The sequence below is a fragment of the Pseudomonas sp. LJDD11 genome (assembly GCF_024584215.1).
Classification (GTDB): domain Bacteria; phylum Pseudomonadota; class Gammaproteobacteria; order Pseudomonadales; family Pseudomonadaceae; genus Aquipseudomonas.
Genome location: NZ_JANJFL010000004.1, coordinates 122,084 through 145,135 on the forward strand (window position 1 = coordinate 122,084; position 23,052 = coordinate 145,135).

The window sequence follows — 23,052 nt, forward strand, 5'->3', positions numbered from 1 at the left end:
AGCCCATGGTTGTGCGTCCGATAACAACAACTTCAAGGACCCAAGCCATGTCTGTTGCCGACAACAGCCGCTTCGTCATTCGCGATCGAAACTGGCACCCCAAAGCCCTGACCCCTGACTACAAAACCTCCGTGCTGCGCTCGCCGCGCCAGGCCCTGGTGAGCATCGGCCAGTCGATCTCGGAAACCACCGGCCCGGATTTCTCCCATCTGATTCTCGGCCGTCACGACAATGATCTGCTGCTCAACTTCGACCATGGCGGCCTGCCGATTGGCGAGCGCATCATCGTTGCCGGCCGGGTGATCGATCAGTATGGCAAGCCGGTGCCCCACACCCTGGTGGAGATCTGGCAGGCCAACGCCGGTGGTCGCTATCGGCACAAGCGTGACAGCTACCTGGCACCCATCGACCCGAACTTCGGCGGTGTCGGCCGGACCCTGACCGACCGCGATGGCAACTACAGTTTCCGGACCATCAAGCCAGGCCCGTACCCGTGGCGCAACGGTCCCAACGACTGGCGTCCGGCGCATATCCATGTCTCGGTCAGTGGTCCGTCGATTGCCACCCGGCTGATTACCCAGTTGTATTTCGAAGGCGACCCGTTGATCCCGCTGTGCCCGATCGTCAAGTCGATTGCCAATCCTGAGGCTGTGCAGAGCCTGGTGGCGCGGCTGGACATGGGCATGGGCAACCCGATGGATTGCCTGGCCTACCGTTTTGACATCGTGCTGCGCGGCCAGCGCCAGACCCACTTCGAGAATCGCTGAGGAGCTTGTCATGCCTGTTCAATTACTGCCGGAAACCCCGTCGCAAACGGCTGGCCCTTATGTGCATATCGGCCTGGCCCTGGAAGTGGCTGGCAACCCGACCCGCGAGCTGGAAATCTGGAACCAGATGGCCCGTCCCGGTGCTGCCGGCGAACACATTCTGCTGCTGGGGACGGTGCTCGATGGCAATGGCCAGTTGATGCGTGATTCCTACCTTGAATTCTGGCAGGCCGACCATCAGGGGCAGTATCACCCGACCTATGATCCGGCCCGGCCGTTCAACGGCTTTGGCCGCACCGCCACCGGTGATGACGGGGTCTGGCACCTGAAAACCGTCAAGCCGGGTGTGGTCAACAATGCCGCCGGGGTGCCGATGGCGCCGCACATCAACGTGTCGCTGTTCGCGCGCGGTATCAACATTCACTTGCACACCCGCCTGTACTTCGATGATGAAGCCGCCGCCAATGCCAATGACCCGGTGATCAACCTGGTCGAGCAGGTGCAGCGCCGCGATACCCTGGTGGCCAAGCGGTGCACGGTCGACGGGCAACTGGCGTACCGCTTTGACATCCGGGTACAGGGCGAGGGCGAGACGGTGTTTTTCGACTTCTAAAACCATCCTGCGTGCCTGACGCCTCCGCGTTCATTGAACCCGGAGGCTTTCCCATATAAGAACAAAAGGGAACTCATATGACGCTTGGTAAAAGCGCAAGCGGGGGCCAGACCCTCGATGTACAACGCTTCATCAATGACCAGCCGCTGTCGGCCTTCCAGTGGCGGGTGGTGATCCTGTGTTTTCTGATCGTGTTCCTCGACGGCCTGGACACTGCCGCGATGGGCTTTATCGCCCCGGCCCTGAGCCAGGAGTGGGGCATCGAACGCGCCAGCCTTGGCCCGGTGATGAGCGCCGCGTTGATCGGCATGGTCTTCGGTGCGCTGGGCTCCGGTCCCTTGGCCGACCGCTTCGGGCGCAAGCTGGTGCTGGTGGCTGCGGTGTTTCTGTTTGGTCTGTTCAGCCTGTTGTCGGCTTACAGCAGCAACCTCGATCAGTTGCTGATCCTGCGCCTGCTGACCGGTATCGGCCTGGGCGCGGCGATGCCCAATGCCACCACCTTGCTGTCTGAATACACCCCTGAGCGGCTCAAGTCGTTGCTGGTGACCAGCATGTTCTGTGGCTTCAACCTGGGCATGGCCTGTGGCGGCTTTGTCTCGGCGAAACTGATCCCGGCGTTGGGCTGGCACAGCCTTTTGCTGATCGGTGGCCTGCTGCCGCTGCTGCTGGTCCCGGCACTGATGCTGTGGTTGCCCGAGTCGGCGCGGTTTCTGGTGGTGCGCAACCGCGGTAGCGCCAAGGTGCGCAAAGTGCTGGAGCCCATCGCCCCGGCCGCGCTGGTCGGCGTCACTGACTTCAGTGTGCCGGAACAAAGCACCGTGAGCAGCCGCAACGTGTTCAAGGTGATCTTTTCCGGAACCTACAGTACCGGCACCTTGCTGCTGTGGCTGACCTATTTCATGGGCCTGGTGATCGTCTATCTGCTGACCAGTTGGCTGCCGACCCTGTTGCGTGACAGTGGTGCGAGCCTGGAGCAGTCGGCGGTGATTGGCGCGTTGTTTCAGTTGGGCGGGGTGCTCAGCGCGGTGGGGGTCGGCTGGGCCATGGACCGTTATAACCCGCACTGGGTGATCGGCATTGCCTACGGGCTGGCCGGGGTGTTCGCCTGGCTGGTGGGCAAGAGCCTTGACAGCGTGTTGCTGCTCGCCAGCCTGGTGCTGGTGGCCGGCATGTGCATTAACGGCGCGCAGTCGGCGATGCCGTCGCTGGCCGCACGCTTCTACCCGACCCAAGGCCGCGCCACCGGCGTGTCATGGATGCTGGGTATCGGCCGCTTCGGCGCGATTCTCGGCGCCTGGGCCGGCGCCACACTGCTGGGGCTGGGCTGGAACTTCGAGCAGGTACTGACCGCACTGATTGTGCCGGCCAGCCTCGCTGCTCTGGCGATCCTGCTCAAGGGCCGGGTCAGCCATGCTGATGCAACCTGATCTTTACCGGAGCGCTGAAATGAGCACCGCAAGCAATCAACTGTTCGATGCCTACTTCACCCAGGCGCAGATGCGCGAGGTGTTTTCTGACACCGGTCGGGTGCAGGGCATGCTGGATTTTGAGGCCGCACTGGCGCGGGCCGAGGCGCGCGTCGGACTGCTGCCTCAGGCACTGGTGACGGATATCCAGAGCCAGTGCCGCGCCGAGCTGTTTGACTTCGACGCGCTGGCCATCGCCATCGGCAGCGCTGGCAACTCGGCGATCCCGCTGGTCAAGGCGCTGGGCAAGCGCATCGCGGCGGTCAATCCGGAGGCCGAGCGCTATGTGCATATGGGCGCGACCAGCCAGGACGCCATGGACTCGGGTCTGGTACTGCAACTGCGTCGCGCCGTCGAATTGCTGGAAGACGATTTACAACAGTTGGGCGAAGCGCTGGCCGTTCAGGCCCAGCGCCATGCCGCCACGCCGTTGGCCGGGCGTACCTGGTTGCAACAGGCGACACCGGTCACGCTGGGCATGAAAATCGCCGGCTGGCTGGGCGCTTTGACCCGCCATCGCCAGCGCCTCGCTGAACTCAGGCCGCGTTTGCTGTGCCTGCAGTTCGGGGGGGCGTCCGGCAGCCTGGCGGCGCTGGGCGGGCAGGCGTTCGAGGTGGCTCAGGCGCTGGCTCAAGAGCTGGATCTGCAACTGCCCGAACAGCCCTGGCACACCCAGCGCGACCGCCTGGTGGAGTTCGCCAGCCTGCTGGGCATGTTGGCCGGTAGCCTCGGCAAGCTGGGCCGCGATATCAGCTTGCTGATGCAGACCGAAGTCGGCGAGGTGTTCGAACCTTCGGCGCCGGGCAAGGGCGGCTCCTCGACCATGCCGCACAAGCGCAACCCGGTGGGCGCTGCCGTGCTGATTGGCGCAGCAACCCGTGCGCCTGGGCTGGTGGCGACGATGCTCAGCGCGATGCCGCAAGAGCACGAGCGCAGCCTGGGCCTGTGGCATGCCGAGTGGGAAACCCTGCCGGATCTGTGCTGCCTGGTTTCCGGCGCCTTGCAGCAAGCATTGCTGATGGTGCCGCAGCTGCAAGTGGATGCGGCGCGGATGCGCACCAATCTTGATGCCACCCAAGGGCTGCTGTTGGCCGAGGCGGTGAGCATCGCGCTGGCGCGCTGCATGGGCCGTGATGCGGCCCATCACCTGATCGAACAAAGCTGCCGCCGGGCGGTGGAGCAGGGCGTGCATCTGCGCCAGGTGCTGGGCGACGACCCGCAGGTCAGCCACCACTTGTCGGCGGCGGACCTCGACCGGCTGCTCGACCCGGCGCACTACCTCGGCCAGGCCAGCCATTGGGTCGAACGCGCCGTCGCGCAACACACTACTTTCACTGAATCAAGGAACTGCAAATGAACGAGCAAGACCGTTACGACGCCGGCATGCAGGTGCGCCGCGCTGTGCTGGGTGATACCCACGTCGACAACAGCCTGAAAAAACTCACGCCGTTCAATGAAGAGTTTCAGGAAATGATCACCCGCCATGCCTGGGGCGACATCTGGACCCGCCCCGGCCTGCCGCGTCACACCCGCAGCCTGATCACCATTGCCATGCTGATCGGCATGAACCGCGAAGGTGAGTTGCGCCTGCATCTGCGCGCCGCCAAAAACAATGGCGTGACCCGCGACCAGATCAAGGAAGTGCTGATGCAGAGCGCGATCTATTGTGGCATTCCGGCGGCCAATGCGACCTTTCACATGGCCGAAGAGGTGTGGGACGAGTTGGGTGTCGAGTCGCTGGATCAGTAAGCGTGGCTCAGGGCGCCTGCTGCACAGCGCGAATCACAGTGTTGAGCTGGCCGGCCAGCGCTTTGTCCTTGACCGAACTGCCCACGGCCTGCAACGCCAGGTGAGTGATATCCAGTTGCTCGGTGTTGCCGCTGAGCATCGAGGACACCAGCTCGATGGCAATGTCGTTGCCCACATTGGCCTTGAGACCGCCGGCACCCAGCAGGCTGCCGGCCAGTGAGCCACCGCCTGGCTGAGCGGCGTCCAGGCCGCCACGGGTCACGGTGGTGGCGACTTCACCCAGGATCGACAGTGCATAGAGCCAGCGCTTGCGCGACGCCTGCTCATCGAACTCTTCGCCGGCAATCTCCAGGTCGCGGCGGCGCTTGTTCTCCAGAATCGCCAGGTAGCCGGGGTCGGCTTTGAAGAACGTGACTTTCATCGCGGCTGCCGACTCACTGCTGACGTACAGCCCGTGTTCGCGCTCGTTTTCTTCCAGGTCCACCCGGTCGCCATAAAACACCCAGTAGCCATGGGGCCAGTGCCCGGCGGCCACACCCCGCGAGGGCAGGTACTGAAACCTGCCGCGGTACTGGATGCCGGTGCCGGTGTCGTACACACCCTGGTCGATGACCGCCACGACACTGCGCACGAACGGATGCTCAATGCGTTTGTACGTGCCGCTGAAGCTGGGTACCACCTGGCCAATAACCCCAAGGCTGAGCGGGCTGTCGCCGCTGTCGAGCAGGCCATCGGCGCCATAGCGCTGGACAAACTGGCGTTCAGGCACCCTGGGCAGGGTCACGCTGTAGGTTTCTCCGGCAACCGTGCTGGCGTTCGACCAGCGCCCGCGCAGATCGACCCCCAGCAGGTTGTCACGCACGATCCCCTGACCCATGCGGCAGTCGCCCTGCAGGCAGCTGTAACGCTGCGGGTCACTGATCTCTTTGGCCATCGCTAGCTGACTGACCAGGCACAGCACTGTCCAGCTAAGAGGCTTCATGTTCAGTTCGCCGGGCAAGGTGAGATCATGACCATCTGGCCATTCTGGAAACACTGGCGTTTTTCAATCAGGTCAACCCCATTAAGGGTGACCTCTCTGGCGTTTTCCATGCCGGGAATTTTGTCCAGCTTCAGGTTGCTCTTTTTCGCAAAGTTGTCCATGTAGGTGATTTGCTCACCGTGCGGCAGGCCTTCGCGGGTGGGCGTGATTGTCGTGAGTCTGCGGTCGAGGTAGTTGCTGTGGCGGCCGCTCTGTTCAGTGGGATTTACGATGAACGAACTGAGTAACTGGATGCCGGCCGGGCCCATGTTCATTTCCGTGAACGAGGCCAGCGTGCCGAATGCGCCCATGTAATTGACGCTGATGATGGTCGACGGCTCCGCGTTCTTGAAGCCGAGCTTTTTGCTCATGGCGTCCATTTGCGGGTTGTCGTTGTCGGTGGTGATGAAGGTCGTTGTGCGCGTGAAGTGGGCCGCAGCAAGGTTTTCCTTGCTGGCGTCGATCCGCTGTTCGCTGCGCTTGACCACCTGCGAGCGGATGCGTGAAACCTGATTGCCACTGGCGGCGGCTATCCGGGTCTCCATCAGGCTGTCATAGGCGACCAGCAGCACCAGCTCACCGGACAGTTTGCCGGCGCTGCATTGCGCCTTGACCGGCACGATGCGGATGTTGCTATAGGTCGTCACCGGGATGCTGTCGGGCGACATGCCCTGGGCGCGGAACAGCTTGCGGGTCTGTTTCTCGATGTCCTTGCTCAGTTCAGGATGCGCCATGTTCAGCCCGGCCAGGCGGTACTGCTCGATCTGCGGCACCTCACATGGCCAGGCCGGTGTGCTGGCCGGAAAGGCGAACAGATCGGGCGATGCCAGGCGCGGCCGGTCCTGCTTGTACCGAGCGATATAAGACTGCTCCAGCGGATCGCTGGTTTGCGGGAATTCCACGGCGACGGCGTTCGCTGCCAGCAGGCAGCCCATTATTACGGTCAATGTGCGCATCAAGGTGTTGCTCCAGGGAGGGCGGCGCGGCAGGAAACCTTCTTGCGGGTGTGCGCTGCAGGCTGCCAAGTGTTGGGTCTGTCACATGGCCAGTATTTTTCTTCGCGCATCGATTGCGCGCATCACCACAATTGGCTAAATGGTGTGGCGAATCGCCGCCTCAGAGGGCGGTCAGCGATTTCGTCTATCCGCGTCAGGGGCTCACATGGCAGACAACAACGCGCACGATCTGGGCGCGATGATCGGCAGCATCTACGAGGCCGCGCTGGACAGTCGGCGCTGGCAGCAATTTCTGGCCATGTTCGCTGCGCGGCTCGGCTCGCATGCGGCGATGATATGGGGCCATGATTTCAGTGATCGCAGTGCGCAGATCGACGGGCGCAGCGGCTCGATCGCCACTCATTACGGTATTGATCCGGCGGCCATGGAGTCGTTTGCCGAGTATTACTGCCAGCGCAATGTGTGGATGGACGACCCGTTGCGGCACAAGGAGGGGCAGATCGTGACCTCGGCCAGCCTGTACCCGGACGAGTTGCTCAAACGCACCGAGTACTACAACGACTGGTTGCGGCCGCAAAATATCTTCAACTCATCGGCGGCGATCGTCGCCCGGCAGGACGATCGCTCGCTGAATGTCACGGTGGTGCGCAGTGAACAGGCCGGCTCTTACAGCCGCGAGGAGTTGCAGGTCATCGAGATATTGATGCCGCATTTGCAGGCCGCGTTCGCCCTGCATCGGCGCCTGCATCGGCTGGAGGTGTTGTCCGGCGCAACCATCGCCGCCCTGGAGGCCAGTCCGTTCGGGGTGGTGCTGATTGATGAAAAGTCCCGGGTGCTACACGCCAACAGCCTGGCCGAGCGCTTGACCGCGCGTTCGCCGCTGCTGCGCCTGGCCAGCCAGAACCGCCTGCAAGCGGTGTCGGTGCTGGACGATGCGGCCTTGCAGCGCTGCCTGGATAGCGCCGTGCAAACCGGGCGCGGGCAACCGGCGCAAGGTGCCGGTGCCGGCCTGCGGTTGCGCGGGCTCGATGGGGCCTGCCTGGAACTGGTCGTCGCGCCCTTGCCGGGTTGGGCCTCGCCGTTTGGTGAGCACACCGCTGCGGCCGTGTTCATCAGTAACCCGGATGCTGCGCCGGCCCCGCTCAGTGCCATGCTGCGCAGCCTGTACGGCATGACCCCGGCCGAAGCCCGGCTGACCGAAGCGCTGGTGCATGGCCTGACCCCGCAGGAGTATGCCGAGCGCCAGCAGTTGTCGCTGCATACGGTGCGGGTGCAATTCAAGGCGGCGGCGCACAAGGCCGGTACCAGCCGTCAGGCCGATCTGGTACGGATCGTCCTGACCGGCCCGGCGGTTTTGGGGGCGGGATATCGCTGGTAATCAGAGGATCGACAGCGGATAGCTGACGATCAGCCGGTTCTCGTCGAACTGATTGGTGCTGAAGTCGCGGCGCATCGTGGAGTTGCGCCACTTGATGCTCAGGCTCTTGAAGCTGCCTTGCTGCACCACATAGGCCAGTTCCGATTCGCGTGCCCATTCCTTGCCGTCGGTGATGGCCCCGGTGTGCACGTTGTCGCCCTTGATGTAGCGGTTCATCAGGGTCAGGCCGGGTACGCCGAGGGCGCTGAAGTCGTAGTCATGGCGCAATTGCCAGGAGTGTTCCTTGGCGTTGTCGAAGCTTGAGTTGTAGCTGTCGTTGGCCAGCGTCCCGCCGCTGGTGCCATTGACCCGCATCCACAGGCTGTCGCCGCTGACTTTCTGCAGGCCGACATAGAAGGTGCTGGCCCCGTAACGCGCCGAAAGCATGGCTGAGGCGGTCTTGTTATCCAGGTTACCGGCCAGCGACTGGCCGTCATCCTTGCCCACGAAGTAGCCCAGGTTGGCGCCCAGGGTCCAGTCGCCCAGCGGTTGGCTGTGGACCAGGTTGTAATACTGCTGCTGGTAGATATCTTCGAGCTGCGCGTACCAGACCCCGACCAGGGTGCGTTTGTCATTGAAGCTGTATTCACCGGCGGCAAAATTGAACCGGTCGGAGGTGATGCCTGCCCGGCCGTTCATGTTCATGTCTTCCATGCTGGCGTCGTTACGCGGGCTGTTGCCACGGAACTGGCCGCCATACAGGGTCACCCCGTCGATTTCTTTCGAGGTGAGTTGTGCGCCCTGGAAGGTCTGCGGCAGCGAGCGACCGTCGTCGGAGCGCAGGATCGGCAGCACCGGCATCCACTCACCGACTTTCAGCTCGGTCTTCGAAAAGCGTGCCTTGCCCGCCACGGCCAGACGGCCGAAGTCATCAGCAGGCCGGCCGTCGCTGTGGATCGGCAGCAATTGGGTGCCGCCCGACCCGCCACCCCCATCGAGCTTGATCGAATACATGCCTAATACATCGACACCGAAACCGACCGTGCCCTGAGTAAAGCCGGAGCGGGCGTCGAGGATAAAGTTTTGCGTCCACTCCTGGGCACCGCTCTGGGCGTTGGCCGGATCGACGAAGTTACGATTGATGAAGAAGTTGCGCAGGTTCAGATTGACCTTGGCATCGTCGACCAAGCCGGCAGCCTGGCTGGTGGAAGGTACCAGGACAGTGGCGGTGACGAGCGCACAGAAGCTGCCCAGCGGAACGCGAGGATTGGAAAAGCGCATGGCGAATGCCTTTTTGTAGTTATTGGTTGAATGCGATACGTGCGATGTAACGCTTTGAAATAGTGCGGCGCATGTACGGGGTCTGCAATTGAGCGGAGGGGATAAAGGGCGATTATCGCACGTTAATTAACCAGTTAGAACATTATTGGTTTGGTGGCTATCCGGCATCCGCGCTGCTTGCGGCAAGATACAAAGAAAACGGACTTGCAAGCAGGCCGCCGCTGGCCTGACCATGACCCAGCCAGTCGCTGACCGAATAAGGAAGCCCGATGAGCACGACCAGCACGCCCCTGTCCGGCGTCAATCATCCCCTGAAGGGGATCAGCTTCATCCTCCTGGCCACATTGTTGTTTGCCAGCCACGACACCCTGTCGAAGTACCTGTCGGGTTTCTACCCGGTGATGTTTGTGGTCTGGGCGCGGTATCTAGTGCATACCCTGCTGATGAGCTGCATCTTCATGCCGTCGTCGGGGCTGCGCGTGTTGCGCACCAAACGTCCGCTGCTGCAAGTGCTGCGGGCGCTGGCACTATTGGGCACCAGCCTGCTGTTCACCAGCAGCCTGCTGTTCATTCCTCAGGCCGAGGCCACCGCCGTCAACTTCCTCGCGCCGCTGCTGGTCACGGCACTGTCGGTGCCGTTGTTGCGCGAGCATGTCACCCGTGGCCAATGGTGCGCGGTGATCGTCGGTTTTTCCGGGGTGCTGATCATCATCCACCCTGGCGGTGAGCTGTTTACCCCGGCGATTCTGCTGCCGCTGTCCTCGGCACTGTGTTTTGCCTTGTATCAGCTACTGACCCGGCTGGTCAGCCCCTACGACAGCCCGACCACCAGCAACTTCTTTGCCGGGCTGTTCAACACCCTGGTGATGAGCGCGCTGGTGCCGTTCTTCTGGGTGACCCCGGAAATTCAGCACTGGCCGTTCCTGCTGATGCTCGGTGGTTGCGGGATGGCGGCGCACTTGCTGCTGACCCAGGCGTTTCGCTACGCGGCACCGGCGATTCTGGCGCCGTTCAGCTATTGCCAGATCGTCTTTGCCGGCCTGTTGGGTTGGCTGGTGTTCAACCATGTACCGGCGCTGGATGCGCAGATCGGCATCGCGATCATCTGCCTCAGTGGCCTGGCAGCGGCCTGGCAGCAGCGCAAGCGCTGACAGGCATTACCTCGTAGGACTAATGCCGATCAGTTAAGGATCAACGCGGTCCGGTGGGAGTTTGCCGACGAATGCTGCGGTACATCCACAGCAGATATGCCGGTTTTACTAGCCCTTTCGGGGTGCTCCCCCTCCCACCGGGACCGAGTTGAGCCGGATAATCGCTTAACTGATCGGCATTACCTCGTAGGAGCGGCTTTAGCCGCGAAAGGCTTGCTTCTGGGTAGCCGCTTGCCCGTGCTTATATACACCCAGGCCCCGCGCCCGTAATAAGAAGGCACCTTTGCGTTGCTACCCTGGTCAGGCAGTCACTGCTTCAGATCAGGCACCTGGCGTGGCGCCATGAAGTACATCCAGGTCAGGGCGATGAAGTACATCGCCGGGATCAGCATGAACAGGATGCTGTAGTTGTTATTGGTCGCGGTCAGGATCGCGCCGACGATCTGGGTCATGAACATGCCGCCAATCGCTGCGCACATGCCGCCAAAGCCGAACACCGTGCTCATCAGGTGTTTGGGCGTGTAGTCCATCACCAGGCTCCAGATATTGGCCGTCCAGGCCTGGTGCGCACCGACGGCCACCGAGATGGCCAGTACCGCCACCCACAGGCCGCTGGCATTGGCGGCGAACACCACGCTGCAGATGGTCAGGGCGAAAATCAGCATCGACACCAGGCGTGCCTTGCTGGCCTTCATGCCGCGACCGATCAGCCAGGACGACAACACGCCGCCGCCAATGCTGCCGAAGTCGGCGGTCAGCCAGATCAGAATCAGCGGGATACCCATCTGGGTCACGCTGATGCCCAGGCTGTATTGCTGGTTGAGGAATGGCGGCAGCCAGTACAGGTAGAACCAGAACACCGGGGCTGTGATCGAGTAGGCCAGGGCAAAGGCCCAGGTGCCGCGCATTTTCAGGATGTGCGAGAAGGGCACCTTGACAGGCTCAGGCTCCGGGTCCTGGTTGATGTAGTCCAGTTCGGTTTTCTTGACGCTGGGGTGCTCTTCGGGGTTGTGGTAGTTGATCTGCCACATGACCAGCCAGAACAGGCCCAACAGACCCATGGCGATGAACGCCGCCTGCCAGCCCCAGACACTGAGGATCAGCGGCAGCAGGGCCGGGGTGATCATTGCACCGACGTTGGTGCCGGCATTGAAGATGCCGGTGGCCACGGCGCGCTCGCCGGCCGGGAACCACAGCCGGGTAGTCTTGACGCACGCCGGGTAGTTGGCCGCTTCGGTCAGGCCGAGAATGAACCGGCAGACCATGAAGCCCACCGCCGAGGTGGCCAGACCATGCGCGCCGGTGGCCAGGCTCCACAGCAGCACGGCGAGAAAGAACGCGCGCTTGACGCCGACCTTGTCGATGAAGCGCCCCTGCAGAATGAAGCCGACCGCGTAACCGACCTGAAACCAGAAGTTGATGTTCGCGTAATCCATCGTCGTCCAGCCCATTTCCTTGGCCAGGATGGGCTGCATGACGCCAAGGGCGGCGCGGTCGATGTAGTTCAGGGTAGTGGCCAGGAACACCAGGGCAAGCATGCCCCAGCGAGTCTTGCCCACTGCCATGGCGCCACGGATCTTGTCGCCGATGCCGGCGCGTGCGGCGCTGGCCAGAGGATTGGTTTGGGTGTTGAGCATGATGGTTCGATCATCCGTTCCAGGACTGCGCCAAGGGCGTCAGCCGGACTGAGTAACTACCCGCCGCAGCAAGAGTGTCAGGGGCATTCGCGGCGTTGCAGGCACAGGCATGCAAGGCGAGGCGCGGATTCTGACAGATTCGGATGCAGGTGGGCGTGCTTTGGGGTATCAGGCCACTTGAGTCCGCCCGGTCAAATGACCGAACAGGTTCGTTTGCTCGAAGTCCCAGTCCTGGAAAGCGTGCGTGCAGGAGATTCAGTGAAGGCGCGCATGAGTCGTTATCCTGTTTTTGAAATTGTTATTTAGGTTCATCAGTCTTAGCGACAGACAAGGCAGTTAAGGCGGACGCGTATTGTGGAATGTTTCGGCCTTGCAGAACAGATGGTGTGCGTTGAACAAAACCTCGTCAATCGAGCGAAATGAGTTTTGTGCGATAAACGAACGAAAAACTAACCAGTTCGTACATAACTGGTTGCCTGGACGCGCGTCCGGGGAAATACTGAGATCATGCCCACCCTGTACTTGAATCCTGCGCACAGGGCGGCGATTTCGCGGCGTCAAATAGCCGCGCTCGTCCAGGAGTACAATAATATGCAGCGTTCCATTGCCACCGTTTGCCTGAGCGGCACTCTGCCAGAAAAGCTCGAAGCCATCGCCGCCGCCGGCTTTGATGGGATCGAGATTTTCGAAAATGACCTGCTTTATTACGACGGCAGCCCGCGTAACGTCCGGCAGATGTGTGCCGACCTGGGGCTGGCGATCACGCTGTTCCAGCCGTTTCGGGACTTTGAAGGCTGTCGGCGCGAGCGTCTGCAGCGCAACCTTGATCGCGCCGAGCGCAAGTTTGACCTGATGCAGGAATTGGGCACCGACCTGGTGCTGGTGTGCAGTAACGTGGCCGCCGACTCGCTGGGCGAACGCAACATCTTGCGCGATGACCTGAACCTGCTCGCCGAGCGTGCCGGGGCGCGCAAGCTGCGCATAGGCTATGAAGCGCTGGCCTGGGGGCGGCACGTCAATACCTGGCAGCAGGTCTGGGATCTGGTGCGTGAGGTCGATCATCCGGCGCTGGGCGTATTGCTCGACAGTTTCCATACCCTGTCGCTCAAGGGCGACCCGAGCGCGATTGCCGATATTCCGGGCGACAAGATCTTCTTTGTGCAGATGGCCGACGCGCCGCTGCTGGCCATGGATGTACTGGAGTGGAGCCGACATTTCCGCTGCTTCCCGGGCCAGGGCGAGTTCGACCTGCCGGGGTTCCTGGCGCCGATCCTGCGCAGCGGTTACACCGGCCCGCTGTCGCTGGAGGTGTTCAACGATGGTTTCCGCGCCGCGCCGACCCGCGCCAATGCTGCCGATGGCCTGCGCTCGCTGTTGTATCTGGAAGAAAAGACCCGTGAGCTGATGGCCCGCGAGAATCAGCCTGTGGCGCCCGAGCTACTGTTCAATCCGCCGGCCGCCAGCCAGTTCGATGGGGTCGAATTTCTTGAATTTGCCGTGGACGAGAGCCATGGCGCCCGGTTGGGCAACTGGCTGGAGCGACTGGGCTTTGCCCGCCTGGGCACGCACCGCTCCAAGGCGGTCAGTCTGATGGGGCAGGGCGATATCCGCATCGTGCTCAATGCCGAACCCTATTCATTTGCCCATGGTTTTTTCGAGGCCCATGGCCCGTCGCTGTGTGCCACCGCATTGCGGGTCGATGACGCACAGCAGGCGCTGGAGCGTGCCCGGGCCTTCAAGGGCCAGCCTTATCGCGGCCTGGTCGGCCCCAACGAGCGGGAAGTGCCGGCGGTGCGTGCGCCGGATGGCAGCCTGATCTACTTGGTGCAAGGCGCCGAGCCTGGCCAGTCGATCTATGACAGCGACTTCGTCATTGACCCGCAGGCAGTGGCCAGCGGCAGCCTGCAACGCATCGACCACATGGCCATGGCCTTGCCGGCTGACAGTCTGGACAGCTGGGTGCTGTTCTACAAAGGCTTGCTGGACTTCGAAGCCGATGACGAAGTGGTGCTGCCCGACCCTTATGGCCTGGTCAAAAGCCGCGCCTTGCGTAGCCGTTGCAGCAGCGTGCGGTTGCCGCTGAACATCTCGGAAAACCGCAACACGGCGATTTCCCATGCGTTGTCAACGTATCGCGGCTCGGGCGTGCACCACATCGCGTTTGCCTGTGAGGACATCTTCGCCGAGGTGCGTCGGGCCAAGGAAGCTGGGGTGCCATTGCTGGAAATTCCGCTGAACTACTACGATGACTTGGCGGCGCGGATGGACTTCGATGACGAATTCCTCAGCGAGTTGGCCTACTACAACGTGCTGTACGACCGTGACAGCCAGGGCGGCGAGCTGTTTCACGTGTACACCGAGGCGTTTGACGGGCGCTTCTTCTTCGAGATCATCCAGCGCAAGAATGGCTACGCCGGCTACGGCGCAGCCAACGTGCCGGTACGTCTGGCGGCGATGGCCAAGGCGCGCAGCGGCGCCGCACCGAAGGCGCGTCTGTAGCCGCAGTGCGAGCAGTCAGTGAAACCGGATCGTCGTTTGCCGTTGCCGTGCATGACTAGATGGCACAGACGACACGAATCGCGACTTGGGCGCTGGCCGAGGGTAGGCGTCGATTCGGGGGAGAAACCGACAGGGAAGTCGGTTTCAGGTGCGCTGGGCAGGGATGCCCATCGCGCCGACCCCCGAATCGATGCCGGACGGAGGGAAGTTCGCCCGCAGGGCGGACCCAAGCCAGGAGCAAATGCCTTTGCCTACTTTGGGCAAAACCAAAGTAGGTCGCCCAGCAGGGCGAAACCTGCATATCAAATCACGCGATGAAGGATTTTCCATTGCTCGAAAGGGCGTAGCGAACAGTTGCTCCCTTCCATCGTGCCGCCGCTGGGCCTCATAATTGGCGGTTCAACCGTGCTCGTGAGCCAACAATGAATACAATGACCGACTCTCCTGCGCTGCAGCCTGAAAAAACACTGCGCAAGAGCCGCAAGAACAACCCGGAAAAGACCCGCGACGACATCCTCCAGGCCGCCATCGCCGAGTTCGTGGCCCACGGCCTGTCCGGGGCGCGGGTCGATGCCATCGCCGAGCGCACCCATACCTCCAAGCGCATGATCTATTACTACTTCGGCAGCAAGGAGCAGTTGTACGTCGAGGTGCTGGAGAAACTCTACGGCGATATCCGCAATACCGAAGACCAGCTGCATCTGGTCGATCTGGAGCCCCACGCAGCGATCCGCCGGCTGGTGGAGTTCACTTTCGATCACCACGACCGTAACGTCGATTTCGTGCGCATCGTGTGCAACGAAAACATCCTTAACGGCGAGAACGTCAAACAGTCCGAAAGCATCAGCGCCAAGAGTGAAAACATCATCAAGACGCTGGATGCCATTTTGCGTCGTGGCGAAACCAGCGGGGTGTTCCGTCAGGGCGTCGACGCTGTGGACCTGCACATGCTGATGACCTCGTTCTGCTTCCACCGGGTCTCGAACCGCCACACCCTGGGGGCGATTTTCAAGATCGATCTGGCTGACGAGCAGGTCAAGCAACGCCACAAGCTGATGATTTGCGATTCAGTGCTGCGTTATCTGCAGCGCTGAGCGAGGCCGACGATTCAGCATCTGGCTGAATCGTCACCCCGCCTGAGCTTCAGGCCGGCAGGCTGTGAAAGTGCGCCATCATGCGTTCGGCATCAGCACGCTGGCCGCTGAACAGTTCGAAGGCCTTGACCGCCTGGAACACGGCCATGGTGGTGCCGTCCAGGGTCCGGCAACCCAGGCTGCGGGCCTGGCGTAGCAGTTCGGTTTCCAGCGGGAAGTAAATGATATCTGCCACCCATAGCCCGCCATGCAGATGTTCGGCCGGCAGCGGCAGGCCTGGCAGCTTGGCCATGCCCACCGGGGTGGTGTTGACCAGACCATCGGCCTCAGCCACTGCACCTGCCAGATCCAGCCCCAGCTGCGCGCGGCCGGCGCCGAAATGAGCATTGAGGTTGTCGACCAGAGCCTGGGCACGCTGCGCCTCGACTTCAAAAATCACCAGGCGCTCTACCCCGGCGTCCAGCAACGCATGGGCCACCGCAGCGCCGGCACCGCCGGCGCCCATTTGCACCACATAGCGGCGCGCAGCGCCTTGCAGGCCACGGGTGAAGCCTTCGGCAAAACCCAGGCAGTCGGTGTTGTGGCCGATACGCCTGCCGTCCTTGAACACCACGGTGTTGACCGCGCCAATGCCCCGCGCTTCGGCCGACAGCTCGTCGAGCAAGGGAATCACTGCCTGTTTGCACGGAAAGGTGATGTTCAAGCCGGTAAAGCCGCTGCTTTGTGCGCCGTCAAGCAGCCGTGGCAGGGCGCTGGGGTCAAGCCCGAGGGCGTCGATATCGATCAGACGGTACAGGTAGCGCAGGCCCTGAGCGTCACCTTCGTGTTCGTGCAGGGCGGGGGTACGGGAAGCCTGGATACCGGAGCCGATCAGGCCGGCGAGCACGGAAGGTCGTTGAGTCTGGGTCATCGGGAAATCTCTTGTTGTTGTGATGCGGGACGCTGTCGTGAAATGTACCAGATGGTTCAAAGTGCTGCATGAGCTGTTCCAGACGCTGCGCCTGAATGTGTTCGATGATCGCCCGGCGGCAGCCAGGTGAAACAGGCAGGTCGCGCCCGCTCCTGGGTTCGGGGATAATCCGTGTTTTTCAGTGGCCGAACCGCGCATGACCGAATCGTCTTTCAATCCTGCTCAGCATCAGGCCAGTACCCTGTGCCTGCCGCCCGGCGCCTGGACGACAGTGCTCCAGTGCCTGTGTGCGCGCTTTCCGGCGATCAGCCGCGAACAATGGCTGGACCGCATCAATCGTGGTCGGGTGCTCAACGCTGAGGGGCAGCCGATCAGTGTCGATCTGGCCTACCGCGAAGGCCTGCGTATTCACTATTTCCGTGAAGTGCCCAACGAGACACCGATTCCGGTGCTCGAAACCATCGTGCACATCGATGAGCATCTGGTGGTCGCTGACAAGCCGCATTTCTTGCCGGTGATTCCTACCGGTGAATACGTTGAGCAGACCCTGCTGCGCCGCCTGATTCAGCGCCTGGACAACCCGCATCTGGTGCCGCTGCACCGGATCGACCGGCACACTGCCGGGCTGGTGCTGTTTTCCGCCAACCCGGCCAGCCGTTCGGCTTACCAGGCGCTGTTTCGCAACCGCAGCATCGACAAGTTTTACGAAGCCATTGCCCCGGCGCTGCCGCAACTGGCGTTTCCCCGCGAGCACGCCAGCCGGCTGGTCGATGGCGTACCGTTTTTTCGCATGCAGGAAGGTGAGGGCGCCGCCAACACCCTGACCCGGCTTGAGGTGCTGGAGCGGCAGGGCGATCTATGGCGTTATGGACTGTCGCCGGTGACCGGCAAGAAGCATCAGTTACGGGTCCACATGGCCGCGCTGGGGGCGCCGATCTGCAATGATCCGTTCTATCCCGAGGTCGTGGCTTCAGCGCCGGACGACTATCAGAAGCCGTTGCAATTGCTGGCGCGTGGGCTGCGCTTCAATGATCCGCTCAGTGGCGAGTCGAGGGCGTTCGAAAGTGCTTTGCGGCTGACGTTCAGCATGGCCGGCCAGTGACAGGCGGGCGCGAGGCTAGCGAAGCGCCGTATAGCGCGCTTCGCCATGGGTAACGCGGATTACAGGTCTTTGACGGTACGAACCTGATCCTTGTTCACGCGGGCTTTCTTGCCGTCGAGCTGTTCGAACTCGTAGAAGCCGGCGTCTTCGTCATATTCAGGGGTGTCGACGGTCTGGATTTCGCGGCCATCGTTAAGGGTGATCACTGTAGGTGAAGAGCAACCGGCCAGCGAGGCGAGGCCCAGAGCAAGCAGGAAGGCGGCAGGAAGTGTCTTGTGTTTCATGGCAGTGGCTCCGATGGATACTGATTACTGACGTCTAAGACGTGCAGCGTAGACGCAAGTTCCCCAAGCGGCTAATGGCCGGCGTGGGGATTGATCTGGCTCAACAACTCGGGGGTATTGAGGTTGGCCAGGCGCGGGTCACCCGCCAAACATTGCAGCGCCACCGGGTCCAGAGGCTGCAGGGCACGTCGCGGGCTGCGCTCGCCCTGTTGCCAGGCGGCTTCCAGCAGCGCGGCATGTTGCACTGGGATCACGCACAACAAGGGCTGCCAGTATTCGCCTTCGCGCACCATCACCGGTCGGCCGGGGTGCTGTACGGCGCAGTCGAGCAGCTCATTGAGCAATTGCGCCTCGAGCAGCGGAGTATCGCAGGGCAGCACCAGCAGGTAATCATGCTTCGCAATCGCCAGGGCAGCACGAATGCCCGCCAGCGGCCCCGGGAAATCACGGTCGTCATCCTCGACCAGGCGGTCGGCGTAAGCGGCGTAGCGGGCCTGATTACGGTTGCAGGAAATGATCAGGTCGTCGGTCAATGGCCGCAGCAGTGCATGCAAGGTGGCTACCAGCGGCTGGCCGCGCCACTCCAGCAGGCCCTTGTCGCGCCCGCCCATGCGCCGGCCCTGGCCGCCGGCCAGCAACAGGATCGAACAAGGAGGCAAGGGCGCTGTGGCAGGCATGTCGGTCTCAATAAGGTGGAACAAAGCGGGGCTGTGATATAACACCGGCCTGCCTCATTTCACAACCGGATCAAAGCCCATGAGCGTCAAACCTGATACTCCCTTCGTGCCCTTGAACATCGCCGTGCTGACCGTCAGCGACACCCGCAGCCTGGAAACCGACAGCTCCGGGCAGATGTTCGTCGACCGCCTCAGCGCTGCCGGTCATGGCCTGATTGCCCGGGTGTTGCTCAAGGATGACCTGTACCGGATCCGTGCCCAGGTCGCGACCTGGATTGCCGACGACGATGTGCAGGTGGTGCTGATTACCGGCGGCACCGGCTTCACCGGCCGTGACAGCACCCCCGAAGCGGTGGCCTGCCTGCTGGACAAGCAGGTCGACGGGTTTGGCGAGTTGTTCCGGCAAATTTCAGTCGCGGATATCGGCACCTCGACCATTCAGTCGCGGGCCCTGGCCGGCCTGGCCAATGGCACGCTGGTGTGCTGCCTGCCGGGTTCGACCAACGCGGTGCGCACCGGCTGGGACGGCATTCTGGCCCAGCAACTCGATTCGCGCTTCCGGCCTTGCAATTTTGTCGCCCACCTGAAAAAAGCCGAACCTTGCGGCACGCGGGGCTGACTGTCGATGATCGCTCTGGAACAAGCCCTGACCCGGCTGCTCGACAGCGCCGCGAGCACTCCGATTCTCGATCATGAGCAGGTCACTCTGGCTGATGCCAAAGGCCGGGTGCTGGCCGAAGACATCATCGCCAGCCTTGACCTGCCGCCCTGGCCCAACAGCGCCATGGACGGCTATGCCTTGCGCGTCGCTGACTGGAATGGTGAGCCGCTGAGCGTCAGTCAGCGGATTTTTGCAGGCCAGGCGCCACAGCCACTGCAGCCAGGCACTTGCGCCCGGATTTTCACCGGTGCGCCAGTGCCGGCCGGTGCCGATTGCGTCGAGATGCAGGAAAACGCCGAGCTGCTGGACGATGGCCGGGTGCGGTTCACCCAAGCGCTGAGCGCGCAGCAGAACATTCGCCCGCAAGGCCAGGAAACCCGCAAGGGTGAGACGGTATTGCAGGCCGGCACCCGGCTCAGCCCGGTCGAGCTGGGCCTGGCGGCATCGCTGGGCGTGGCGCAATTGCGCGTGGTGCGGCGGCCACGGGTGGCCGTGCTGTCCACTGGCGACGAACTGGTCGAGCCCGGTTTGCCGCTCGGGCCGGGGCAGATCTACAACAGCAACCGGGTGCTGCTGTGCAGCTGGCTGCAGGCATTGGAATGTGAGGTGGTGGACGCCGGCATTCTGGTCGATGACCTGCAGCAGACCCGCGCTGCCCTGGCGCGGTTGAGCCGGGTGGACCTGATCGTTTCCACCGGCGGCGTTTCGGTGGGCGAGGCGGATTTTCTCGGCCAAGTGCTGCGCGAAGAAGGTGAGCTGGCGCTCTGGAAGCTGGCGATCAAACCCGGCAAGCCGCTGACCTTCGGCCATTACCAGGGCACCCCGGTGATTGGCCTGCCGGGTAATCCGGCTTCGACCCTGGTGACCTTTGCACTGCTGGCCCGGCCATACCTGTTGCGCCGTCAGGGCGTTGCGGCCGTCGCGCCGTTGCAGTTCCAGGTGCCGGCCGGTTTTGCCTGGAGCAAGGCCGGCAAGCGCCGCGAGTACCTGCGTGGCCGCCTGGAAAATGGCCGCGCCGTCCCTTACGCCAACCAGAGCTCCGGGGTGTTGCGCAGCGCGGCTTGGGCGCATGGTTTGATCGAGGTACGCGAAGACCGGACCCTGGCCGAGGGCGAACTGGTGAGCTTTATCCCGCTGAGCGAAGTGCTGGGCTGAATGGTTGAGTCGCACGGCATGAGCTACCCTCAGAGGCGATAACGAGTTGAGCGATGGATTACGCTCTGGAGTATTGTTATGCCGTCTTTGCGTGTGGCTTGTGTCATCCCGACTTATAACGGGCGTCGGGACCTTGAGCGTCTGCTTGATTCCTTGCTTCACCAGAATGCCGTCTTCGATACCCTGATCGTCGACTCCAGTTCCACCGATGGCACCGGTGAGCTGGCCCAGGCGCGCTGCGCCAATGTGCTGGTCATCGACAGCAAGGACTTCAACCACGGTGGCACCCGACAGATGATGGTCGAGCGCTTCCCTGACTACGACGTCTATGTGTACCTGACCCAGGATGCCTACCTGGAACAGAGCGACGCGATTGCCAATATTCTCCTGCCGTTCGCCGACCCGAAAGTCGCTGCGGTCTGTGGTCGCCAGTTACCACACAAGGACGCCAACCTGCTGGCTCAGCATGCCCGGTTGTTCAACTACCCGCCGGTGTCGCGGATCAAGACCCTGGCCGATGCCGACAGCCTGGGCATCAAGACCCCGTTCATGTCCAACTCGTTCGCGGCCTACCGCCGCGAGGCGCTGCTGGCAGTGGGCGGTTTTCCCCGTCATGTGATTCTCTCGGAAGACATGTACGTGGCGGCGAAGATGCTGCTCGACGGCTGGAAAGTCGCCTACGAAGGCTCGGCGGTGTGTCGTCACTCGCATAACTACAGCCTGGTCGAAGAGTTTCGCCGTTACTTCGATATTGGCGTATTCCAATGCCGTGAGGCCTGGATCTACGACAGCTTTGGTGGCATCGCCGGGGAGGGCATGCGCTACGTGAAATCCGAGCTGGCCTACATCGGCCCGCGGCGCTGGTGGTGGTGGCCGATGTCGATTGTGCGCAATGCCTTGAAGCTGCTGGCCTACAAGCTCAGCCGTCAGGAAAAGCGCTTGCCGACCCGCTGGAAAAAGCGCTTGGGCATGTACAAGCGTTACTGGGATAGCCCCTATGCCTGAAATAACGCCAGGAGCAATCCGCGGGCTGTTACACATGCGTCTGATGCACTAATAAGCTGCCTAAATGTAAATTTTCTTTACCAGGCCGGCTGCTTAGACTTTTCCGGGTATTGAATGCCCGGATTGTTTGTTGATGACCTCCCTCGCTTCTCCTGCTGCGGCTGCGCCCGTTCAGCCAGCCGCTCCGGCATTCGGCCTTGAGCGGATCATCGGCCTGTTGGGCGTATTGCTCGCTGTGCTGGTTGCCGGTATCAACGATGGGGTGACCCGCATTGCCATGGCCGATATTCGCGGCGCGATGTTCATCGGTGCGGATGAAGCCAGTTGGTTGATCGCCTGCTACTCGGCCAGCTCCGTCGCGGCCATGGCCTTCGCACCCTGGTTTGCGGTCACCCTGTCGTTACGGCGGTTTACGCTCGGCGCGATTGCCGTCTTTGTCCTGCTGGCGCTGCTCTGCCCATTGGCACCCAATTACCCGAGCCTGCTGCTGTTGCGGGTACTGCAAGGGCTGGCGGCCGGTTGTCTGCCGCCGATGCTAATGACCGTCGCGCTGCGCTTTCTGCCGCCCTCGATCAAGATCTTTGGCCTGGCTGGCTATGCCTTGACCGCCACTTTCGGGCCGGGGCTGGGCACGCCACTGGCGGCGTTGTGGACCGAGTATTTCAGTTGGCAGTGGACCTTCTGGCAGGTGATCCCGCCGTGTCTGGTGGCGATGATCGCCATCGCCCATGGCATCGTCCAGGATGCCCCGCGCCTGGAGCGTTTCCGCACTTTTAACTGGCGCGGCCTGTTGCTGGGGCTGCCGGCGATTGTCATGACGGTCGCAGGCTTGCTGGAAGGCAACCGGCTGGACTGGTTTGAATCGTCGCTGATCTGCTTTTTGCTGGTTGGCGGGCTGCTGTTACTGGTGGCGTTTCTGGTCAGCGAATGGTTCGTCGAGGTGCCGTTCTTCAAGCTGCAACTGCTGGCCGGGCGCAATTTGTCCCACGCCTTGCTGACCCTTGGCGGGGTGCTGGTGGTGCTCACTGCCGTGGCCTCGATTCCTTCGGCCTACCTGGCCCAGGTGCATGGTTATCGGCCGTTGCAGACCGCGCCGCTGATGCTGCTGGTGGCCGTGCCGCAGTTGCTGGTGCTGCCGCTGCTTGCGCTGCTGTGCAACATCCGTCGGGTCGACTGCCGCTGGATCCTGACCCTCGGTTTGCTGCTGCTGGCGGTGCATTGCGCGCTGGCCACGCAGATGACCTCGGCCTGGATTCGTGACAACTTTTACCTGCTGCAGGTGTTGCAGGTGTTCGGCCAGCCCATGGCGGTGCTGCCGTTGCTGATTCAGTCCACCAGCGGCATCGCCCCGCCGGACGGCCCCTTCGCTTCGGCCTGGTTCAATACCGTGCGCGGCCTGGCCACGGTGGTTGCCACGGCGGTCGTGGAGGCCCTGACCACGGCCCGTCAGCATTTTCACTCCAACACCCTGGTCGACCGGTTAGGCAATTCACCCTGGCTGAGCGACGGCGCCGAACCGGCCGCCTTGAGCCATCGCCTGCATGAGCAGGTCGTGGTGCTGACCAGTGCCGATCTTTATTACTGCATGGGCTGGCTCGCGTTAGCCCTGATTGTGCTGATTCCGATCATGCCGACGCGGGTTTATCCGCCGCGGGCATTGTCCTGAT

General features: G+C 62.3%; 21 protein-coding genes. 14 read left to right on the forward strand and 7 right to left on the reverse strand.

The features are described 5' to 3' along the window. The first annotated feature begins 47 nt into the window (after positions 1-47). From pcaH to pcaC, 5 genes are all read left to right on the forward strand, one after another. On the forward strand, positions 48-767 hold the full coding sequence (gene pcaH / locus NRB16_RS06865) for a protocatechuate 3,4-dioxygenase subunit beta (RefSeq protein WP_257105786.1): 720 nt from the start codon (positions 48-50) through the stop codon (positions 765-767). Between the two features lie 10 nt (positions 768-777). Next, entirely contained in the window at positions 778-1,380 is a 603-nt protein-coding gene (pcaG, locus tag NRB16_RS06870) for a protocatechuate 3,4-dioxygenase subunit alpha (RefSeq protein WP_253110667.1), read from the forward strand. A gap of 77 nt (positions 1,381-1,457) precedes the next feature. Then, entirely contained in the window at positions 1,458-2,807 is a 1,350-nt protein-coding gene (locus NRB16_RS06875) for an MFS transporter (protein WP_045490265.1), read from the forward strand. A gap of 19 nt (positions 2,808-2,826) precedes the next feature. After that, complete coding sequence (locus NRB16_RS06880) at positions 2,827-4,203, forward strand: 3-carboxy-cis,cis-muconate cycloisomerase (RefSeq protein ID WP_257105787.1); 1,377 nt, start codon at positions 2,827-2,829, stop codon at positions 4,201-4,203. Then, positions 4,200-4,595 carry a 4-carboxymuconolactone decarboxylase gene (pcaC, locus tag NRB16_RS06885; RefSeq protein WP_253140463.1) on the forward strand — a complete coding sequence of 132 codons (396 nt, stop codon included), beginning with the start codon at positions 4,200-4,202 and terminating at the stop codon, positions 4,593-4,595. The genes NRB16_RS06880 and pcaC overlap by 4 nt, the downstream gene beginning before the upstream one ends. 7 nt (positions 4,596-4,602) lie before the next feature. Here the strand turns inward: pcaC and NRB16_RS06890 are convergent, their stop codons facing one another. Together NRB16_RS06890 and NRB16_RS06895 are read right to left on the reverse strand one after the other, a co-directional pair. Next, positions 4,603-5,577 carry a hypothetical protein gene (locus tag NRB16_RS06890; protein WP_257105788.1) on the reverse strand — a complete coding sequence of 325 codons (975 nt, stop codon included), beginning with the start codon at positions 5,575-5,577 and terminating at the stop codon, positions 4,603-4,605. A gap of 2 nt (positions 5,578-5,579) precedes the next feature. Continuing rightward, a complete protein-coding gene (locus NRB16_RS06895) occupies positions 5,580-6,572 on the reverse strand; it encodes a hypothetical protein (protein ID WP_257105789.1) in 993 nt (330 codons plus the stop codon). 205 nt (positions 6,573-6,777) lie between these two features. Here NRB16_RS06895 and NRB16_RS06900 point away from each other — a divergent pair, with 205 nt between their 5' ends. Beyond that, on the forward strand, positions 6,778-7,950 hold the full coding sequence (locus NRB16_RS06900) for a PAS domain-containing protein (RefSeq protein ID WP_257105790.1): 1,173 nt from the start codon (positions 6,778-6,780) through the stop codon (positions 7,948-7,950). Here the strand turns inward: NRB16_RS06900 and NRB16_RS06905 are convergent, their stop codons facing one another. Further along, entirely contained in the window at positions 7,951-9,210 is a 1,260-nt protein-coding gene (locus tag NRB16_RS06905) for an OprD family porin (RefSeq protein ID WP_253140466.1), read from the reverse strand. A 269-nt stretch (positions 9,211-9,479) separates the two neighbouring features. Between NRB16_RS06905 and NRB16_RS06910 the strand changes: the two genes are divergently transcribed. Next, positions 9,480-10,361 carry a DMT family transporter gene (locus NRB16_RS06910; protein WP_257105791.1) on the forward strand — a complete coding sequence of 294 codons (882 nt, stop codon included), beginning with the start codon at positions 9,480-9,482 and terminating at the stop codon, positions 10,359-10,361. A gap of 308 nt (positions 10,362-10,669) precedes the next feature. Here NRB16_RS06910 and NRB16_RS06915 read toward each other — a convergent pair whose 3' ends face one another. Next, the gene (locus tag NRB16_RS06915; protein ID WP_045490286.1) at positions 10,670-11,998 is read right to left on the reverse strand and encodes an MFS transporter; all 1,329 of its coding nucleotides are present in this window, start codon (positions 11,996-11,998) and stop codon (positions 10,670-10,672) included. 591 nt (positions 11,999-12,589) lie between these two features. On the opposite strand from NRB16_RS06915, the gene quiC reads away from it, so the two are divergent. Together quiC and NRB16_RS06925 are read left to right on the forward strand one after the other, a co-directional pair. Further along, positions 12,590-14,497 carry a 3-dehydroshikimate dehydratase QuiC gene (gene quiC, locus NRB16_RS06920; RefSeq protein WP_257105792.1) on the forward strand — a complete coding sequence of 636 codons (1,908 nt, stop codon included), beginning with the start codon at positions 12,590-12,592 and terminating at the stop codon, positions 14,495-14,497. 422 nt (positions 14,498-14,919) lie between these two features. Further along, the gene (locus tag NRB16_RS06925) at positions 14,920-15,591 is read left to right on the forward strand and encodes a TetR/AcrR family transcriptional regulator (protein WP_045490290.1); all 672 of its coding nucleotides are present in this window, start codon (positions 14,920-14,922) and stop codon (positions 15,589-15,591) included. 49 nt (positions 15,592-15,640) lie between these two features. Here NRB16_RS06925 and NRB16_RS06930 read toward each other — a convergent pair whose 3' ends face one another. After that, positions 15,641-16,501 (reverse strand): shikimate dehydrogenase, encoded by an 861-nt coding sequence (locus NRB16_RS06930; RefSeq protein ID WP_257105793.1) that lies wholly within the window; start codon positions 16,499-16,501, stop codon positions 15,641-15,643. 196 nt (positions 16,502-16,697) lie between these two features. Between NRB16_RS06930 and NRB16_RS06935 the strand changes: the two genes are divergently transcribed. Next, on the forward strand, positions 16,698-17,603 hold the full coding sequence (locus tag NRB16_RS06935) for a pseudouridine synthase (RefSeq protein WP_257105794.1): 906 nt from the start codon (positions 16,698-16,700) through the stop codon (positions 17,601-17,603). Positions 17,604-17,662: 59 nt separating this feature from the next. Here the strand turns inward: NRB16_RS06935 and NRB16_RS06940 are convergent, their stop codons facing one another. Both NRB16_RS06940 and mobA read right to left on the reverse strand, forming a co-directional pair. Beyond that, complete coding sequence (locus tag NRB16_RS06940; RefSeq protein ID WP_045490304.1) at positions 17,663-17,887, reverse strand: YgdI/YgdR family lipoprotein; 225 nt, start codon at positions 17,885-17,887, stop codon at positions 17,663-17,665. A 71-nt stretch (positions 17,888-17,958) separates the two neighbouring features. Beyond that, entirely contained in the window at positions 17,959-18,564 is a 606-nt protein-coding gene (mobA, locus tag NRB16_RS06945) for a molybdenum cofactor guanylyltransferase MobA (protein WP_253140468.1), read from the reverse strand. A gap of 79 nt (positions 18,565-18,643) precedes the next feature. On the opposite strand from mobA, the gene moaB reads away from it, so the two are divergent. The 4 genes from moaB to NRB16_RS06965 all read left to right on the forward strand — a co-directional run bounded on the left by moaB (position 18,644) and on the right by NRB16_RS06965 (position 23,051). Beyond that, positions 18,644-19,183 carry a molybdenum cofactor biosynthesis protein B gene (gene moaB, locus NRB16_RS06950; protein ID WP_257105795.1) on the forward strand — a complete coding sequence of 180 codons (540 nt, stop codon included), beginning with the start codon at positions 18,644-18,646 and terminating at the stop codon, positions 19,181-19,183. A 6-nt stretch (positions 19,184-19,189) separates the two neighbouring features. After that, positions 19,190-20,380, forward strand: coding sequence for a gephyrin-like molybdotransferase Glp (gene glp, locus NRB16_RS06955; protein WP_257105796.1), 1,191 nt, complete (start codon positions 19,190-19,192; stop codon positions 20,378-20,380). A 78-nt stretch (positions 20,381-20,458) separates the two neighbouring features. Next, the gene (locus NRB16_RS06960; RefSeq protein ID WP_257105797.1) at positions 20,459-21,385 is read left to right on the forward strand and encodes a glycosyltransferase family 2 protein; all 927 of its coding nucleotides are present in this window, start codon (positions 20,459-20,461) and stop codon (positions 21,383-21,385) included. Between the two features lie 133 nt (positions 21,386-21,518). Then, the gene (locus tag NRB16_RS06965; protein ID WP_257105798.1) at positions 21,519-23,051 is read left to right on the forward strand and encodes an MFS transporter; all 1,533 of its coding nucleotides are present in this window, start codon (positions 21,519-21,521) and stop codon (positions 23,049-23,051) included. Position 23,052: the final 1 nt, after the last annotated feature.

What these genes read in the sequence shown, in the direction of transcription:
- NRB16_RS06900 (WP_257105790.1), top strand. Translation starts at nt 6,778, where the DNA reads ATGGCAGACAACAACGCGCACGATCTGGGCGCGATGATCGGCAGCATC.
- moaB (WP_257105795.1), top strand. Translation starts at nt 18,644, where the DNA reads ATGAGCGTCAAACCTGATACTCCCTTCGTGCCCTTGAACATCGCCGTG.
- pcaG (WP_253110667.1), top strand. Translation starts at nt 778, where the DNA reads ATGCCTGTTCAATTACTGCCGGAAACCCCGTCGCAAACGGCTGGCCCT.
- pcaH (WP_257105786.1), top strand. Translation starts at nt 48, where the DNA reads ATGTCTGTTGCCGACAACAGCCGCTTCGTCATTCGCGATCGAAACTGG.
- NRB16_RS06880 (WP_257105787.1), top strand. Translation starts at nt 2,827, where the DNA reads ATGAGCACCGCAAGCAATCAACTGTTCGATGCCTACTTCACCCAGGCG.
- NRB16_RS06935 (WP_257105794.1), top strand. Translation starts at nt 16,698, where the DNA reads ATGACCGAATCGTCTTTCAATCCTGCTCAGCATCAGGCCAGTACCCTG.
- NRB16_RS06930 (WP_257105793.1), bottom strand. Translation starts at nt 16,501, where the DNA reads ATGACCCAGACTCAACGACCTTCCGTGCTCGCCGGCCTGATCGGCTCC.
- NRB16_RS06875 (WP_045490265.1), top strand. Translation starts at nt 1,458, where the DNA reads ATGACGCTTGGTAAAAGCGCAAGCGGGGGCCAGACCCTCGATGTACAA.
- NRB16_RS06895 (WP_257105789.1), bottom strand. Translation starts at nt 6,572, where the DNA reads ATGCGCACATTGACCGTAATAATGGGCTGCCTGCTGGCAGCGAACGCC.
- NRB16_RS06905 (WP_253140466.1), bottom strand. Translation starts at nt 9,210, where the DNA reads ATGCGCTTTTCCAATCCTCGCGTTCCGCTGGGCAGCTTCTGTGCGCTC.
- NRB16_RS06915 (WP_045490286.1), bottom strand. Translation starts at nt 11,998, where the DNA reads ATGCTCAACACCCAAACCAATCCTCTGGCCAGCGCCGCACGCGCCGGC.
- NRB16_RS06965 (WP_257105798.1), top strand. Translation starts at nt 21,519, where the DNA reads ATGACCTCCCTCGCTTCTCCTGCTGCGGCTGCGCCCGTTCAGCCAGCC.
- NRB16_RS06890 (WP_257105788.1), bottom strand. Translation starts at nt 5,577, where the DNA reads ATGAAGCCTCTTAGCTGGACAGTGCTGTGCCTGGTCAGTCAGCTAGCG.
- mobA (WP_253140468.1), bottom strand. Translation starts at nt 18,564, where the DNA reads ATGCCTGCCACAGCGCCCTTGCCTCCTTGTTCGATCCTGTTGCTGGCC.
- NRB16_RS06960 (WP_257105797.1), top strand. Translation starts at nt 20,459, where the DNA reads ATGCCGTCTTTGCGTGTGGCTTGTGTCATCCCGACTTATAACGGGCGT.
- NRB16_RS06910 (WP_257105791.1), top strand. Translation starts at nt 9,480, where the DNA reads ATGAGCACGACCAGCACGCCCCTGTCCGGCGTCAATCATCCCCTGAAG.
- NRB16_RS06940 (WP_045490304.1), bottom strand. Translation starts at nt 17,887, where the DNA reads ATGAAACACAAGACACTTCCTGCCGCCTTCCTGCTTGCTCTGGGCCTC.
- NRB16_RS06925 (WP_045490290.1), top strand. Translation starts at nt 14,920, where the DNA reads ATGAATACAATGACCGACTCTCCTGCGCTGCAGCCTGAAAAAACACTG.
- pcaC (WP_253140463.1), top strand. Translation starts at nt 4,200, where the DNA reads ATGAACGAGCAAGACCGTTACGACGCCGGCATGCAGGTGCGCCGCGCT.
- glp (WP_257105796.1), top strand. Translation starts at nt 19,190, where the DNA reads ATGATCGCTCTGGAACAAGCCCTGACCCGGCTGCTCGACAGCGCCGCG.
- quiC (WP_257105792.1), top strand. Translation starts at nt 12,590, where the DNA reads ATGCAGCGTTCCATTGCCACCGTTTGCCTGAGCGGCACTCTGCCAGAA.